Raw genomic sequence first — 16,577 nt, forward strand, 5'->3', positions numbered from 1 at the left:
TCCGTTTTATCCTTATTTAGTTTACCATTTATTGAATGAAAAAAGTATCCATACCTACTATTTTAAGACAATCAAAATGGTAATCAAACATTCTAGTCCTTGTTTGAAACGATAAAGTTTAGTACGATACAGACGAAATCAAAAATAAAGAAAGAAGGCTAAGATATGAATATACCCATTGAAAACGATTGGGCACCAATTTTAAAGAATCCTATTTTAAATACGACTTATGAACAATTATCATTATTTTTATCAAGAGAATATGAGAATGAAACGATTTATCCAGAAGAAAATAAAATTTGGCAAGCTTTTGAATGGACTCCTTATCAAAATGTACGAGTTGTTATATTGGGACAAGATCCTTATCATGGCCCAAATCAGGCTCATGGTCTAAGTTTTTCGGTTAATCCTGGAATCAAAATACCTCCTTCGTTAGTAAATATGTATAAAGAACTTGAAACGGATTTAGGATTTGCTCGAGTGAACCATGGGTATCTGAAATCTTGGGCTGATCAAGGTGTCTTATTATTAAATACAGTTTTAACAGTAAGAAAAGGAGAGGCTCATTCTCACCGCAATAAAGGCTGGGAAGAAATTACTGATTATGTGATAAAAGAATTAAGTAAACGCGAAGAACCAATTGTTTTTCTTTTGTGGGGAAATCATTCTATAAAAAAAAGAAACCTTATTAATGAAGAAAAACATGTTGTCTTAACTTCTTCTCATCCAAGTCCTTTATCGGCTTATCGTGGATTTTTTGGTTCTAAACCTTTTTCGAATGCAAACAAACTATTAGAGCAGATGGGACAAGGTCCAATTAATTGGCAACTCCCTGAAATACTAAATATTTAGTACAGATTAGAAAATCTTATTATAACTGTACTAGTTTAAATGAGTTAATTCTGAGAAAATCAATCAAATAAGGTGTTTTTTTATAAAACAGAGAGAAAAAACTGTTATTTTCTGTCAAGAAATAGTATGATGAAATAGAAGTGAAAAAACACACAACGTGGAGGGAATTAACGTGGAATTATTTGATGGACTAAAATTTAATATTGTAAGAAAAAACATTCGTATTGTTTTTCCAGAAGGCACAGAGCCTCGGATTATTGGAGCGGTTGTTCGCCTACAAGCAGAAGAACTCATTCAACCTGTTTTACTTGGTAATCCAGAGGAAATTAAAGAAGTTGCTAAAAAGCGTGGATTCAATGTAGATAATATTGAAATCGTTGATCCGAACAATTACGAAGCAGCCGAAGAAATGGTCGCAGCATTTGTTGAGCGTCGTAAAGGAAAAGTTACTCCTGAGCAAGCAAGAGAAATGATAAAAGACGAAAACTATTTTGGAACAATGTTAACTTATATGGGTAATGTTGATGGTTTAGTTAGTGGAGCCATTCATTCTACTGGGGATACAGTTCGTCCGGCTTTACAAATTATTAAAACAAAACCTGGTGTTAGTCGTACAAGTGGAGCCTTCATCATGTTACGCGGACGTGATAATGAGAAGTACCTATTCTCAGATTGCGCAATTAATGTTAATCCAAATGCTCAAGAATTGGCTGAAATCGCTGTTGAAAGTGCTAAAACAGCTGAATTATTTGGAATCGAGCCTAAAGTTGCTATGTTAAGTTTCTCAACTAAAGGATCAGCAAGAGCTGAAGAAGCAACTAAAGTTGCAGAAGCAACTAGAATTGCTCAAGAACTAGCTCCTCATTACGAAATTGATGGAGAACTACAATTCGACGCTGCTTATGTTGCATCTGTAGGACAACAAAAAGCACCGGATTCTAATGTGGCTGGACAAGCGACAGTCTTTGTCTTTCCAGAATTACAATCAGGAAATATAGGGTACAAAATTGCGCAACGTTTCGGTAACTTTGAAGCTATTGGGCCTATCTTGCAAGGGTTAAATAAACCAATCTCTGACCTTTCACGTGGATGTAATGAAGAAGATGTTTACAAGTTAGCAATTATCACAGCTACTCAAAGTTTAATGAACGAATAATTAGAAATTTAAAAAGTAAAGTCTATTTATGGCTTTGCTTTTTTTTACGTTTATATGCTTTTGTTACTGATATGAAAGACTTAAGAGGGAATGTTTGCGCTTACGAATAGAAATTCTTTATAATAGGAATAGAGATGAAGCAAAGGAGGAAGAATATCATGAGAATAGGTATTATAGGTGCGACTGGAAAGGCTGGTTCTTGTATTACCGCAGAGGCACTGGATAGAGGTCATCTGGTTGTTCCGTTAGTACGGAATGCGCGCAAGTTGGAAGACCAAGATTGGGAAATAGTAGAAAAAGACTTATTTGATTTATCTTATACGGACCTTGTTGGATTAGACGTAGTAGTAGATGCATTCAAAGCTCCAGAAGGACGAGAAGAACTTCATCAAAAAAGTCTTGAGCATCTTATTTCGCTCTTAAAAGGAAAAAATAAGCCACGTTTAATAGTAGTAGGCGGATCCGGCAGCTTAATTGCAGATAGGGAAATTGGAATGCGTCTTTCTGAAAAAAAAGATTTCCCTGATACTGAAAAGGCAACGGCTCATAATATGGAAAAAGCATTAGAAACATTAGAAAACACGTTAGATATAAATTGGACCTATCTAAGTCCCTCTGAACATTTTATACCTAAAGGGACTAGGACAGGTAATTATCAATTAGGAACAGATTTTCTTTTAACGAACCATTTAGGTCAAAGTGAAATCAGTTATGCAGATTACGCTATTGCTCTAGTGGACGAAATTGAGAATAGAGCGTTTGAGGGAAGAAGGATAACGGCTTGTAGTAAATAATAAAGAAAGGAATAGGTAAGACAGTTCCTTAAGCCAATTAAATTTTAATTTTTAATAAAATATTTTCGCTTTTTGAGGATCCATCCCTTACAATGATAAGATAAAGCAACAAAAAGAGAATAGAAAGATAAGAGGGATTAGATTGGAAAAATTTCATGCAACTAATGAGTTAGAGACAAAAAAACTTGCAGCTGAGTTAGCGAAATGGCTAGAACCGGGAGATTTAATTCTATTAGAAGGAGACTTAGGCGCAGGAAAAACAACGTTTACTAAAGGTTTAGCTACAGGGTTAGGAATCAAACGTATTATTAAAAGCCCAACGTATACAATTATACGTGAATACCTAGACGGTCGTTTGCCGCTCTATCACATGGATGTTTACCGTTTAGAAGAAACGGGCGGAATGGATTTAGGTTTGGAAGAATACTTTGAAGGAGATGGCGTCTCGATTGTTGAGTGGGCAAAATTTATCCCAGAAGACTTACCTTCAGAGTATCTTCAAGTAAAACTTGAACCAACAGGTGTAGATTTAATGGAAAGAAATATTTTAATTAGTGCTGTTGGGAAACACTACAATCAGCTGATTGAAAATTTTTTAAAAGAAAGACAATAAAATAGACCTATACATTGATAAAAAGCAATGTATAGGTCTATTTTATTATTAAACATATTTAACTAGTTTTTTTAGAGGAGCCGTTCCAAAATGATTTTCTAAATAAAGTAGAATTTCAGCACTCGCGTTGCTATCGTCTAGAGCGTGGTGATGATTCTCTAATTTAATGCCTAAATGGGCACAAACCGTGTTTAATTTATGATTAGGAATTTCGGTAATCAATTTACGACTAGATTGAACAGTACACAATGTTTGGAAATGTGGTTGCTCAATTTGGTAGTAATCGAGACAACCTTGCAAAACACCTCTATCAAAAGGAAGATTGTGAGCAACGATTAGTTTGTTTTCCTTAAAACAAGGTTTGATATCCTCCCAAACACGAGCAAAACTGGGAGCTTGTGCAACATCTTCTGGATGTATACCGTGTACTTGAATATTGCGATAAAAAAAGTCGGTTTCTGGCTTAATTAATGTGTAATAGTGGTCAACAATTCGACTATTTTTTACAATGGTTAAAGCAACAGAGCAGGCACTATGTCTCTGATGGTTTGCTGTTTCAAAATCTAATGCAACAAAATTCATTCTGTACCTCCTTATATAGATAGTCAATTAGTAGTATAGGTGTTTTTAAGTGAAAATGCTAGTAGATAAAAAGAGTAAAAGAAGCCAATATAGTTGAGAAAAGCTTTTAAACTTTACTCAACACAACATGGCTCCTTTCAATGTGTTAGGCTTTCTTACGAACGATTAATTTAGTTATTTCCATTAAAACAACAGCTCCTAAAGCTAGTCCTGCAGAAATTCTCCATTGTACCCAACCGAAATCAGCAGGGATGGCAAAGAATTCACGAACGCCAGGAATAACAGTTAAACCATATAAAGCAAAACAGAAAACTACAGCAAGGATGACATAGATGTTTGAAAAGAATCCTGCTCCAATTGATGTTTGTGAGTTAGAACGTGCAGGGAATGTTTGTAATGTACGTGCGAGTATTAATGTCGTAAAGGCCATTGCAATACTCATTTCATTCGAGTAACCTAATCCGATGTATTGAGAAATAATAACAGCAATACCGATTAATGCTCCACGATATAAAACAGAGATAAGCGTTTCTCCGGCAAAAATACCTTCATTCGGATCTCTAGGTTTACGCATCATAACATTAGGTTCACCTTTTTCCATACCCAATGCAATTGCTGGAACAGAATCGTTAACTAAATTAATGAATAGGAGTTGCAATGCAGTGAACGGGTTTACCCAGTCCATTAATAACGCTGCAACAATAGCAATGATTGCTCCTAAGTTTCCAGCAAATAGGTAGGCAATAGCTTTTTTGATGTTATCGTAAACGTTACGTCCAACTTCAACTGCACTAATAATTGAAACAAAGTTATCGTCAGTTAGAACCATAGCAGCGGCATCTTTAGCTACATCTGTTCCACTACCCATAGCAATACCAATATCTGCTTGTTTTAGAGCTGGAGCATCGTTTACACCGTCTCCTGTCATAGCGGAAACTTTGCCTTTATTTTGCCAAGCGCGTACAATTCTAATTTTATTTTCAGGAGATACACGTGCATAAACGGATATTTTTTCTAATTGATTATTTAATTCATCTTCTGTTAAAGCATCTAATTCTTGACCCGTTAAAGCGATATCGCCTTCCTCTGCGATACCAATATCACGAGCGATTGCTTGAGCCGTTGTTTTGTGGTCACCAGTAATCATAACAGTCTTGATACCAGCTTTTTTAGCTTCTTCAACAGCTCCGTATACTGCCTCACGAGGAGGATCAATCATAGCCATAATACCAACTAGAATTAACTCATTCTCATCTTCAAATTGAATGGTATGTTCGTCAGCAACTGGTTTATATGCAAATGCTAAAACTCGTAATGCACGATCTGAGAAAGCTTCGTTTTTGTCTTCTATTACTTTTAGACGTTCTTCAGTTAAAGGAACAATTTCTCCATCGATTAATACTTTTGTACTACGATTGAAGATAACATCTGGTCCGCCTTTAGTTAACATTAAAGATTCATTATCTATTTTATGAACCGTTGACATCAATTTACGGTCAGAATCAAAAGGTAATTCAGCAACACGTGGGTATTGCTGACGCAAATCTCCATAAGGTTGGTTTACTTTATTACTGAAAGAAACCATAGCCACTTCGGTAGGGTCACCTAATTCTTGGCCTGTTTCACTGATTGTAGAGTCATTAGCTAATACAGCAATTTGCATTAAGCGTTTTTCATCAAATGTCCATGTTTCTGGTTTATCATTAAACGGTGCAGATTGACCATTTAACAAAAAGTAATCAACAATAGTCATCTTATTTTGTGTTAGCGTACCAGTCTTATCTGTACAAATAACGCTTGTAGCGCCTAATGTTTCAACTGCTGGTAATTTACGAATGATGGCATGACGCTTAGCCATTTTATTTGTTCCCATTGAAAGTACAATCGTAACAATAGATTGCAGCGCTTCAGGTATGGCAGCAACCGCTACAGCTACAGCAAACATAAAGGCATTCAATAAGTCTACGCTGAGGTTTGAAGAACCACCAAAATAAATACGAACGGCTTCGATAACAAAAATAAGAATAGATAGGATTAGAATCCCAATCCCGAGTTGTTTACTAAATTGATCTAATTTTTTCTGCAAAGGAGTTTGCTTTGTCATAGCATTTTCAAGTAAGTTTGCAACTTGTCCAATTTCAGTTTGATTTGCTGTTGCCGTAATAACAAAGACACCACGACCATAGACAACCAGTGTACCGCTGTGAACCATATTAGAGCGATCCCCAACAGGTACTGTGTTTGAAAGGGTTGCAACATCTTTATCAGCAGGAACAGATTCACCTGTTAACATACCTTCATCAATTTTTAGTGATCCAGCTTCGATTAAACGACCATCAGCAGGAACAAAATCTCCGGCATCTAAAATAACGATATCTCCAGGGACTAATTCATTAGCGGGTAAAGATATTTTTTCACCATTCCGAATAACTTTAGCTATTGGTGCGGACATATTTTTTAAAGCATCTAAAGATCCTTCAGCTTTTTTAGTTTGAACGACACTTACAATTGAATTAATCATTAGAACTGCAAAAATAATAAGTGATTCAACAACAGAACCCATTAAAATTTGAACAACAGCTACGATAAGTAAAACGACTACCATTGCATCTTTAAATGTTTCTAAAAATAATTTTAAAATTGAATCTTTTTTGACGGATTTTAACTCGTTCGTTCCGTATTTTTCGAGACGATTTTTTACTTCTGTATCATTTAATCCTTCTTTAGTGGTATCTAATTCTAATAAAACGTCTTTTTGTTCTTTTTGATAATATTCCAAGTATGACACTCCCTAATTTTTTTTGGATGATTTAGTAAAATACAATCAGATATTGGCTTATCGGTTAAATACTAGGAAACAAACCAACATATTGTGTATGAAAACCGGTACGAGAATACCCCCTTAAGTTCTTTTTAAGAAAAATGATAAAAAAAGAGACTTATGCAGAATCGTTTCTATGCAGAAACAATGTGCATAAGTCTCACCGTTTAAGACAACACCAGTAAATTTTGCGAATTTACTTGTTGGTGATGTTGCCACAGCAAATGCTGCCAGTTACTCCCTTATGTATGAGAATAGGTAACGTGTCGTTTTTCTTCTTTGTACAGTATATAGTTTTTTTTTTGATAATGCAATTAAAACTCATTTTTCTTATTAGTTTTAAAAAAAAGTGAATAAGAGTAAACAATTTCTTGTATTCGCTTACGTTTAAATGTACAATTGTTTTATAGTTAATGTATAGACAAATCGAAATGTTGCCTAATTAATGATAAAAGGAGAGAATAAATATGAACTATAAATTTCCAGAAAATTTTTGGTGGGGTTCAGCAGCTAGTGGTCCACAAACAGAAGGGGTATATGAAGGGGATAATAAAGGTGAAAGCATTTGGGATCATTGGTATGAAACAGAACCTGAAAAGTTTTTTAATCAAGTAGGACCAGAAAAAACATCCCGTTTCTATAAAAAATATCAAGAAGATATCCAGCTAATGAAACAAACGGGGCACAATAGTTTTAGAACGTCTATTCAGTGGAGTAGATTATTTCCAGATAACACGGGTAAACTTAACCAAGTAGGGGTAGATTTCTATAATGCAGTTATTAATGAACTGCTTGCTAATGATATTGAACCATTTATAAATTTATACCACTTTGATATGCCAATGTGGCTACAAGAAAAAGGCGGTTGGTTAAATCGTGAAACAGTAGAGGCTTATGAAACCTTTACTAAGACTTGTTTTGAGTTGTTTGGAGATCGAGTAAAAAAATGGTTTACTCATAATGAACCCATTGTACCCGTTGAAGGAGGTTACCTCTATCAATTCCATTATCCGAATGAAGTGAATATGAAGCACGCCGTTCAAGTAGCGTATCATGAAGTTCTTGCAAGTGCAAAAGCAATAAAAAGTTACCGTGAGATGAAACTTGATGGAGAAATTGGAATTATTTTAAATCTGACACCAAGCTACCCTCGTGATGAGAATAATGCTGAAGATGTAAAAGCTGCATCAATTGCAGATGCATTCTTTAATCGCTCATTCTTAGATTCAGCGGTAAAAGGAGAGTTTCCGGCAGATTTAATAGAATTATTGCGTGATATTGATCATCTGCCAAATATTGAGACCGGAGATTTGACCATTATTAAAGAAAATACAGTAGATTTATTAGGTGTGAATTATTATCAACCAAGACGAATTAAAGCTAAAGAGTCTTTTGGGAAATTAGCAGATGGTCCGATGCCAGATGATTATTTTGATAATTATATTATGCCTGGGCGTAAAATGAATCCTTACCGGGGATGGGAAATATATGAAAAAGGGATTTATGATATCTTAACAAATCTAAGAGAAAATTATGGGAACATCCGATGCTTTATTTCTGAAAATGGAATGGGTGTTGAAGATGAAGAACGATATATTAATGAAGAGGGCGTAGTTGAAGACGATTACCGAATTGAATTTGTTAAAGAACATTTAATTTATGTTCATCAAGCTATTCAAGAAGGAAGCAATGTTCAAGGCTACCACATGTGGACATGTATGGATAACTGGTCTTGGATGAATGCTTACAAAAACCGTTATGGTTTTATCGCAGTAGATTTAAAAGAAGAAGGAAAAAGAACGATAAAGAAAAGCGGTCATTGGTTTAAAGAGATGACAAGTCAAAACGGATTTTAATGTTTTAGGATTCATCTATATAAGAAGAAAGAGATTCCAGTTGAGTATAGCATTCAACTGGGATCTCTTTTTTGCTTTTATTAGTCATGAAGAATTAAATGTAAATGATAGAACAATAAAAATAACAATAAAACAGGTGTATCGTTTATTAAATTGTTAATAACAGTACAACACTTAATAAAGATAAGTTATTAAGTATTAAAAGACTAGACAATATAAAAATGAAATGGTATTCTTTTAATGTAATCGATTTCAAGAAAAGAGAGACTGACTTAAACTAGGCCAGTTATCAGTCAGTAAAAAAATATAGAAAAGAGGATCGGTCAATGAATGAATTTATTGATAAATTAGGCGAAAAACTAATGCCTATCGCAGGAAAACTGGGAGAAAATCGTCATTTAAAAGTTTTACGTGATGCGTTCATGTTGTCATTTCCAATTACGATGTTTGGTTCTATAGTAGTCGTTTTAAATAACTTGCCATTTTTCAGTGATTCAACCAAAGGAACATTGGGTACACTATTCGGAAATGGCCAGAATGCGACAATGTCAATTATGACTATTTTCGTCACATTTGGTATCGGATACTATCTAAGTAAATCTTATGATGTTGAAGCAATTTATGGAGGTGCGGTTTCATTAGCAGCTTATCTTATTCTAACGCCATTTGAAGCCGTTACTGAAAATGGAGAAACCATGACTGGAGTATTAACACTCGATCGTCTTGGGGCAAAAGGAATGTTTATCGGAATGATTGCTGCATTTATTGCGGCAGAAATTTATACAAGAGTCGTTAAAAGAGGTATCGTTATTAAAATGCCTGATGGTGTTCCACCAGCAGTTGCTAAATCATTTGCGGCATTGTTACCAGCTATTATAACATTAACATTATTTCTAGTTACGAACGCTGTAGTTATAGGTTTTTTCTCAACAAACTTACATGATGTCGTATATAATGTGATTCAAGTACCTCTTACTGGTTTGGGTAGTGGGTTACCAGCAACACTTATCGCCGTATTTTTTGTTCAATTCTTATGGTTCTTTGGTCTACATGGTCAAATTATTGTAAACTCAGTGATGGATCCAATTTGGAACACACTGATGTTAGATAATTTAGATGCTTTTAAAGCGGGAGAGACCTTACCTCACATCGTTACAAAACCATTCATAGAAATTTTCACTGTAGGAATGGGAGGTTCTGGTAGTACATTAATCGTTGTTTTATTAATGTCATTTATTATGAAAAGTAAACAGTTAAAAGATGTTGGTCGTCTAGCTTTAGGACCTGGTCTTTTTAATGTAAACGAGCCATTTATCTTTGGATTGCCGTTAGTTTTAAATGCATCGGTACTAATTCCATGGTTACTAGCGCCTATAGTTGTTACTGCTTTTAACTATACAATGATGGCAACAAGCATTTTCCCTACTCCAACAGGTGTTTCGGTTCCTTGGACAGTGCCAGTTATAATAAATGGAATTATGGCGACAAATTCATTTATGGGTGGTGTGCTTCAACTGATCGATATGGCAATAATTGGCTTAATTTGGTTCCCGTTCTTGAAATTAATTGATCGTGCCAACTTAAATCAACTAATAATGAGTGAACCTGAAAAAGGTTAATACTAGTAAGCGATTAATCATAAACTGATTAATCGCTTTTTATTTCTTGAAAAAGTAAAACAACTAAAAAAAGTGAAAGAGCATTTTGAAAAGACTAGTCTTTAGAAATCATATAAGGTATGATGTGCATGATACAAAATGGAGGTGCGCAAATGTTGAAGTATGAAACGATAGCTAATGAAATAAGAAAAAGAATAATAAAAGGTACGTATCCTGTAGAGTCTCTAATTCCAGATCAAATTAGTCTAGCAAAAGAGTTTGAGGTCAGTCGTATGACAATGAAAAAAGCTCTAGATATACTTGCAATGGAAGGTTTGATTTATCGACAGCGTGGTTCTGGTACTTTTGTTATGAAAACAGCATTATTAAACCAACAAGATTCAGCGGTAAACGAGTATGAAGGATTGACTAAACAATTAAGTGGGCAAAAAGTAGAAAGTAAAGTGATAGAGTTCAAAGTAGAATTTCCCTCAGAAGATATTATGAAACACTTAATGATTAAAAAAAATCAACCAGTCTATAATATTGTTCGGTTGCGTATAGTTAACGAAAAACCGTACGTTTTGGAACACACTTATATGCCGATTGATTTAGCAATAGGGTTAACAGAAGAGATACTAGAACAATCTATTTATCGTTATATTCATGAAGAATTAGATTTATATTTTGGCGGTGCGTTTAGAAAAATACATGCAGACAAATCATCAAAATACGATCAAACTTACCTTGATTGTAAAGTAGATGACCCAGTACTAGAAGTAGAACAAGTTGTGTATTTAAAAGATGGACGACCGTTTGAATATTCTAGAAGTAGGCATCGCTACGATACACGTAGTTACACGATTTCTGATATTAATAAAAACAATTAAAGCATTAAAGCATCCTGTTCTACTTGAAGTAGAGTTAAGATGCTTTATCCATTTAATCAAAAATTAATGTTACAATCGGCGTGATAAGAAGCTGAGATGTGTGGTTTGAATCTCTCTATAAAACGTTTATATTCAGAAAGAGTATTTACTTGATGATAGTGTCTTTACAATGATTATTGTTTTGTTGTACATGATGGAGCAAAGATAGTACATTTATAGGGAGCATGAACTACTGAATAAATTTAAAAAACTGTATAAAAGAAATGAGGTATGAAAATGTTGAAAGTTGGTATTATTGGATTAGGTGGAATTGCACAAAAAGCTTATTTACCAGTTGTTATGGAAATGCAAGATAAAGTAGAATGGCATCTTTATACTCGTAACCAAGAAAAACTTCAAGCTATCGGAAAGCAATACGGAAATAAGAATCTATATTCTTCTATAGAGGACTTAATTGAAAGTGGTATCCAGGCAGCCTTCGTTCATACAGCCACACCTACGCATTATTTAATCGTTAAAAAATTACTGGAGAACGGCGTTCATGTTTATGTAGACAAGCCTATTAGTGAAAATTTAGATGAGGTAGAAGAATTAAGTCAATTAGCTAATAAAAAAAATCTATTACTTACAGCCGGTTTTAATCGCCGTTTTGCTCCAAGGATACAAACGCTAAAAGATGTTCCTAATAAAAATATGATCTTTATTCAAAAAACAAAACCTAATAGTACTGGGACGATTAAATTTGCGTTATACGATATGTTTATTCATGTATTAGATACGGCTTTGTACCTATTAGATACACCGATTACAACGATGACTTTTAAAGTTAACCAAGAGGATGGAAATTTAACTAATTGTGTCGTTCATTTGACAACAGAACAAACGGAATGTGTAGCATCGATGAATTACGTTTCTGGAGCCAATCACGAATCTGCTGAAGTCCACTCGCCTAGTGGAATGCATCGAGTAGTTAACTTAACAGAATATGAAAGCGATGTTAAGGGTACGCAGACTGTTCAATCGTTTGGCGATTGGGAACCAACTCTTGAAAAAAGAGGTTTTGCACCTTTAATTCGATTGTTTTTGACAGCAATTGAGTCAGGCGAAAATCCCGTTTCAACTGAATCAACTTTATTATCTCACCGATTGTGTGATGAGATTATTGAGAATACTGAATCAAAATGAAGGAAAAGAATTTTATAATAAATAAGCTGAAAAAAATAGGTCTCTATAAATTGATTAATACGCTTTACTTTTTTTATGATGAGTCTATAATACATTTGTGCGTCTAAGATTTGTGAGAAAGAGGTTGCCTTTATGTTGTCTAATAAATTTAGAAAACTGTCGATATCAGCTCGAATAGCTTTCAGCTTTGCTTCAGTTATTTTCATAGGATCCATTTTATTAAGCTTGCCTATAAGTACAGCAGCTACATCTCAAAATACTTACTTTGATAACTTATTTACTGCGGTTTCTTTAACCTGTGTAACAGGCTTGTCTACTACACCAGTCTCAGAATCCTACACTGTTTTCGGACAGGTTATCTGTATCGTGTTAATGCAAATTGGTGGACTAGGGCTGATGACGATTATTGCCACGATATTAATGAGATTTGGAAAGAAAATTAGCTATACTGATACGTTAGCGGTTAAAGAAGCTTTAAATCGTGACAAGCTTGGTGATTTTAAGAAATACTTATTGTCTATTTTTAAATATACGCTAATTATCGAAGGAATTGGAATGGTTTTATTATCGTTCCGTTTTGTTCCAGATTTTGGTTTAGCTAAAGGTTTATTTACGTCATTGTTTCTAGCCGTTTCAGGTTTTTGTAATGCTGGATTTGATAACATGGGGGCCTCTAGTCTACAAAATTATGTTGATGATCCTTTAGTAAATTTAGTGATTGCAACATTAATCATTTTAGGTGGTATTGGATTTTCAGTATGGTTCGATGTAACCCATAACGTTTTCTCAATTATAAAGAATAAGAAAAAATTAGGTTTTAAAAAAATGTACAGCTTATTAAGACCACACACTCGTTTAGCAATCAATATGTCAGTAACGTTGCTATTAGCTGGAACAATGATGTTTATGATAGTGGAATGGAATAATAATTCCTCTATTGGTACTTTTTCAGTTGGCCAAAAAGTAATGACTTCATTCTTTCATTCCGTTACGATGAGGACAGCTGGCTTTGCAACGATAGATTACGCAACTGTTTTACCATTCTCGTTATTATTCTCTATCTTTTTAATGTTTATCGGAGGTTCTCCAGGCGGTGCAGCCGGAGGGATAAAAACAACTACATTTGCATTGGTTATATTATTAGTTATAAATGAAATTAGAGGTCAAAATAGTATAAATTATGCAAGACATTCTATCCCTGTAGAAACCATTCGTAGAGCAATCGTGGTTGTTTTCAGCTTCTTTGCGTGCCTTATGATAGGCTTTAGTATATTACTGATTGTCGAGGAACAACCATTTGTAGTTTTGTTATTCGAAGCTGTTTCAGCCTTGGGTACAGTTGGAGTTAGCATGAACTTAACCCCAGAATTGTCAAGAATTGGCCAAACTGTTTTGATTGTCTTAATGTTTATTGGGCGAATAGGACCAATTACGATTTTCTTAAGTCTTGCTAGAAAAAAACATAGAGTAAAAGAAAGAGTCTACGCTAAAACAAATATTTTAATTGGATAGGGGAAATCTTAAAATGGCAACAAAAACAATTGGTGTGTTAGGATTAGGTATATTTGGATCATCAATCGCTAAGGAATTAAGTGAGTTTGATTGTGAAGTGATTGCTGTAGATTTAGACGTTAGCAATGTGAACAGAGTAGAACCGTTTGTTACTGAAGCAATACAAGGAGATATTACAGATTTAGAGTTTTTAGAAAATATAGGTATTGAGAACTGCGATGTTGTTGTTGTTGCAACAGGAACTAGTTTAGAAGCAAGCGTATTAGCAGTGATGAATTGCAAGAAGTTGAAAATTAATACGATTATAGCTAAAGCTAAGAATAAAATGTTTATGGAAGTTTTGACAGCAGTGGGAGCTACAACGGTTATTCGACCTGAAAAAGAAATGGGTACACGAGTAGCGAAAAGTCTGCTCAGACGCAATATTACTGATATTGTTGATTTAGATGATCAATACGCTGTAATTGAATTTTTACCACCTGTTAAATGGATCAATCAGTCCCTAGAAGAATTAGATTTACGAAAACGGTATGAAATGAATGTTATTGGTATCAGGAAAAAAACAGAAAGAAAATTAGATGTTTCATTCGGTCCAGATTATGTTATTCAAAGTAATGATATTATTGTGGGAATTGCAGAGTCAGAAATATTTGAGCGCTACGATTATCTTAATAAATTAAGATAAGGTTAAATAAATAGGATAAAAGAAAAAAACCTGAAGTTATATAAAAATAGATAGCGAATAGTCTAAGATTGTCGTGAGAAAAGGTACAAAGACTGTTCAAATGTTTGGGTATCATGTTAGAATGCTAAGTAGTAAATTAACTTTGAGAGGGTCATTATTTAATGCTTATAACAAGAATGAAAGAACAATTCCCTAATTCAATCATAAAAGAAAAAGAACCTTTGTCTCTTTACACTTACACAAAAACAGGTGGACCAGCAGATATATTAGTATTGCCTCAAGAAAAATCTGAGGTAGTTGAATTGGTTGAGTGGATTAACAAAAATGAATTGCCTTTAACGGTTTTAGGAAATGCCAGTAATTTAATCGTGAAAGATGGCGGTATCCATGGTGTTGTGATGGTTTTAACTGAAATGAATGAAATTTCAATTTCAAAAACTAAAATTATTGCACAAAGTGGAGCCCGCTTGATTGATACAACTTATGCAGCTTTAGAGGCAGAATTAACTGGATTAGAGTTTGCATGTGGTATTCCTGGTAGTATCGGTGGAGCGGTGTTTATGAATGCCGGTGCCTATGGAGGCGAAGTCAGTGAAGTCATTCATGCGGTAACACTACTGACTCGTAGTGGCGAATTAAAAGAATTAAAAAATAAAGATCTTGAATTCCGCTACCGTCATAGTGCCATACAAGAAACACGAGATATTGTTTTAGAAGTTGAGTTTCGCTTAGAAAAAGGAAAAGCAGTTGAAATAAAGCAACGCATGTCTGAATTAACTTTTTTAAGAGAGTCCAAGCAACCATTAGAATATCCATCTTGTGGAAGTGTATTTAAACGACCAACAGGCTATTTTACAGGTAAGTTAATCCAAGAGGCCGGATTACAAGGTAAAACTTGGGGTGGTGCTCAAATTTCAGAGAAGCATGCTGGTTTTATTGTAAATATTAATCATGCTACAGCAACGGACTATATAGAGCTAATCGAATATGTTCAAAAAACTATTTTAGAAAGTGCGGGTGTTGAGCTCGTTCCAGAAGTTCGAATTATTGGAGAAAATATTTCTTAATAAGAGATGAATAAAAATCAAAAACAGAATTTTATCTTCTGTTTTTGATTTTTTTATTGCTTTTCATTCAATAAAAATTATAATTGAAAGGTATTAGTAAACTTAATGTTTACTATAGATGAACTTTAGGTGCTTTTTTCTAAAATTTATTGAATTGATTTTTAAGGAGTTTTAAAAATGGAAATCGGTAAGCGGATAAAAAATTTACGGATACAAAAAAATTTTACACAAGAAGAGCTAGGCGAGCGAACCGATCTAAGTAAAGGATACATCTCTCAATTGGAACGAGATCTCAGTATGCCTTCTATGGATGTTTTTTTTGATATATTAGAAGTTTTAGGGTGCGAACCGAAAGATTTCTTTGATGAGAAAGATGTTGATCAACGCGTGGTCTATCGAAGAGAAGATGTAACTCGATTCGAAGACTTGGAAAAAGGCTACGAGATTGAATGGTTGGTGCCAGAGGCAAACGAAAATGAGATGGAGCCCATCTTTTTAACTCTTGAACAAGCAGGTGAATTTAAAGAATTTGGTCCATCACTGGCGGAGACCTTTGCTTTTGTTAAAGAAGGGGAAGTTAGCATAGAGATTGGTTCAAAAAGATTTGTTGCAATAAAAGGAGAATCTATTTATTTTCATGCTGCTCAGCAGCATAAAATAGTCAATACGTTTCAAGGAAAAAGTAGTCTACTAATGGTAGTAACCGATTCTTATTTATAAGAACTGCGTGAAAGTATTCAAAAATCTATACGAATAAATATAGAGTTTACTAAGCTTATCTATTAAAGAAGGAGTATCGATTATGACAGAAAATATAGTTATTCAATTTAAAAATGTAAAAAAACAATACGATGATGATGAACCCGTTTTAAAAAATATTAACTTTGAAATTGAACAAGGTAAATTTTATACATTACTTGGTCCATCTGGTTGTGGAAAGACAACGATTTTACGGTTAATTGCCGG

Annotated in this window: 15 protein-coding genes; 13 read left to right on the forward strand and 2 right to left on the reverse strand. The window is 34.2% G+C overall.

Annotated elements, in window-relative coordinates; translation table 11 throughout:
- The first annotated feature begins 165 nt into the window (after positions 1-165).
- The 4 genes from WBF61_RS02335 (at position 166) to tsaE (ending at position 3,415) form a co-directional block, all read left to right on the forward strand.
- Complete coding sequence (locus tag WBF61_RS02335) at positions 166-852, forward strand: uracil-DNA glycosylase (protein WP_424253566.1); 687 nt, start codon at positions 166-168, stop codon at positions 850-852.
- Positions 853-1,024: 172 nt separating this feature from the next.
- A complete protein-coding gene (gene pta / locus WBF61_RS02340; protein WP_424253568.1) occupies positions 1,025-2,008 on the forward strand; it encodes a phosphate acetyltransferase in 984 nt (327 codons plus the stop codon).
- 158 nt (positions 2,009-2,166) lie between these two features.
- Positions 2,167-2,802 carry an NAD(P)-dependent oxidoreductase gene (locus tag WBF61_RS02345; protein WP_424253570.1) on the forward strand — a complete coding sequence of 212 codons (636 nt, stop codon included), beginning with the start codon at positions 2,167-2,169 and terminating at the stop codon, positions 2,800-2,802.
- A gap of 142 nt (positions 2,803-2,944) precedes the next feature.
- On the forward strand, positions 2,945-3,415 hold the full coding sequence (gene tsaE, locus WBF61_RS02350; protein ID WP_424253572.1) for a tRNA (adenosine(37)-N6)-threonylcarbamoyltransferase complex ATPase subunit type 1 TsaE: 471 nt from the start codon (positions 2,945-2,947) through the stop codon (positions 3,413-3,415).
- Between the two features lie 48 nt (positions 3,416-3,463).
- Here tsaE and WBF61_RS02355 read toward each other — a convergent pair whose 3' ends face one another.
- Both WBF61_RS02355 and WBF61_RS02360 read right to left on the reverse strand, forming a co-directional pair.
- Entirely contained in the window at positions 3,464-3,997 is a 534-nt protein-coding gene (locus WBF61_RS02355; protein ID WP_424253574.1) for a 3'-5' exonuclease, read from the reverse strand.
- A 145-nt stretch (positions 3,998-4,142) separates the two neighbouring features.
- Positions 4,143-6,776, reverse strand: coding sequence for a cation-translocating P-type ATPase (locus WBF61_RS02360; RefSeq protein WP_424253575.1), 2,634 nt, complete (start codon positions 6,774-6,776; stop codon positions 4,143-4,145).
- Positions 6,777-7,285: 509 nt separating this feature from the next.
- Between WBF61_RS02360 and WBF61_RS02365 the strand changes: the two genes are divergently transcribed.
- The 9 genes from WBF61_RS02365 to WBF61_RS02405 form a co-directional block, all read left to right on the forward strand.
- Positions 7,286-8,674: a glycoside hydrolase family 1 protein gene (locus WBF61_RS02365; protein WP_424253577.1), complete on the forward strand. Its 1,389-nt coding sequence runs from the start codon at positions 7,286-7,288 to the stop codon at positions 8,672-8,674.
- 326 nt (positions 8,675-9,000) lie between these two features.
- Positions 9,001-10,293 (forward strand): PTS cellobiose transporter subunit IIC, encoded by a 1,293-nt coding sequence (gene celB / locus WBF61_RS02370; protein ID WP_424253579.1) that lies wholly within the window; start codon positions 9,001-9,003, stop codon positions 10,291-10,293.
- 152 nt (positions 10,294-10,445) lie between these two features.
- Positions 10,446-11,162, forward strand: coding sequence for a GntR family transcriptional regulator (locus tag WBF61_RS02375; protein WP_424253581.1), 717 nt, complete (start codon positions 10,446-10,448; stop codon positions 11,160-11,162).
- A gap of 276 nt (positions 11,163-11,438) precedes the next feature.
- A complete protein-coding gene (locus WBF61_RS02380; RefSeq protein WP_424253582.1) occupies positions 11,439-12,347 on the forward strand; it encodes a Gfo/Idh/MocA family protein in 909 nt (302 codons plus the stop codon).
- Positions 12,348-12,479: 132 nt separating this feature from the next.
- Positions 12,480-13,859 (forward strand): TrkH family potassium uptake protein, encoded by a 1,380-nt coding sequence (locus tag WBF61_RS02385; protein WP_424253584.1) that lies wholly within the window; start codon positions 12,480-12,482, stop codon positions 13,857-13,859.
- A 13-nt stretch (positions 13,860-13,872) separates the two neighbouring features.
- The gene (locus tag WBF61_RS02390) at positions 13,873-14,544 is read left to right on the forward strand and encodes a potassium channel family protein (protein WP_424253586.1); all 672 of its coding nucleotides are present in this window, start codon (positions 13,873-13,875) and stop codon (positions 14,542-14,544) included.
- A 161-nt stretch (positions 14,545-14,705) separates the two neighbouring features.
- Positions 14,706-15,611, forward strand: coding sequence for a UDP-N-acetylmuramate dehydrogenase (gene murB / locus WBF61_RS02395; protein ID WP_424253588.1), 906 nt, complete (start codon positions 14,706-14,708; stop codon positions 15,609-15,611).
- Between the two features lie 177 nt (positions 15,612-15,788).
- Positions 15,789-16,331 carry a helix-turn-helix domain-containing protein gene (locus WBF61_RS02400; protein ID WP_424253590.1) on the forward strand — a complete coding sequence of 181 codons (543 nt, stop codon included), beginning with the start codon at positions 15,789-15,791 and terminating at the stop codon, positions 16,329-16,331.
- An 82-nt stretch (positions 16,332-16,413) separates the two neighbouring features.
- A partial coding sequence (locus WBF61_RS02405) for an ATP-binding cassette domain-containing protein (RefSeq protein WP_424253592.1) occupies positions 16,414-16,577 on the forward strand: 164 nt, incomplete at its 3' end.

The organism is Carnobacterium sp. (genome assembly GCF_049673005.1).
Lineage (GTDB): Bacteria > Bacillota > Bacilli > Lactobacillales > Carnobacteriaceae > Carnobacterium_A.

Coding starts and splice junctions, on each gene's coding strand:
- WBF61_RS02335 (WP_424253566.1), top strand. CDS start 166: ATGAATATACCCATTGAAAACGATTGGGCACCAATTTTAAAGAATCCT.
- WBF61_RS02345 (WP_424253570.1), top strand. CDS start 2,167: ATGAGAATAGGTATTATAGGTGCGACTGGAAAGGCTGGTTCTTGTATT.
- WBF61_RS02355 (WP_424253574.1), bottom strand. CDS start 3,997: ATGAATTTTGTTGCATTAGATTTTGAAACAGCAAACCATCAGAGACAT.
- WBF61_RS02365 (WP_424253577.1), top strand. CDS start 7,286: ATGAACTATAAATTTCCAGAAAATTTTTGGTGGGGTTCAGCAGCTAGT.
- celB (WP_424253579.1), top strand. CDS start 9,001: ATGAATGAATTTATTGATAAATTAGGCGAAAAACTAATGCCTATCGCA.
- WBF61_RS02375 (WP_424253581.1), top strand. CDS start 10,446: ATGTTGAAGTATGAAACGATAGCTAATGAAATAAGAAAAAGAATAATA.
- WBF61_RS02380 (WP_424253582.1), top strand. CDS start 11,439: ATGTTGAAAGTTGGTATTATTGGATTAGGTGGAATTGCACAAAAAGCT.
- WBF61_RS02385 (WP_424253584.1), top strand. CDS start 12,480: ATGTTGTCTAATAAATTTAGAAAACTGTCGATATCAGCTCGAATAGCT.
- WBF61_RS02390 (WP_424253586.1), top strand. CDS start 13,873: ATGGCAACAAAAACAATTGGTGTGTTAGGATTAGGTATATTTGGATCA.
- murB (WP_424253588.1), top strand. CDS start 14,706: ATGCTTATAACAAGAATGAAAGAACAATTCCCTAATTCAATCATAAAA.
- WBF61_RS02400 (WP_424253590.1), top strand. CDS start 15,789: ATGGAAATCGGTAAGCGGATAAAAAATTTACGGATACAAAAAAATTTT.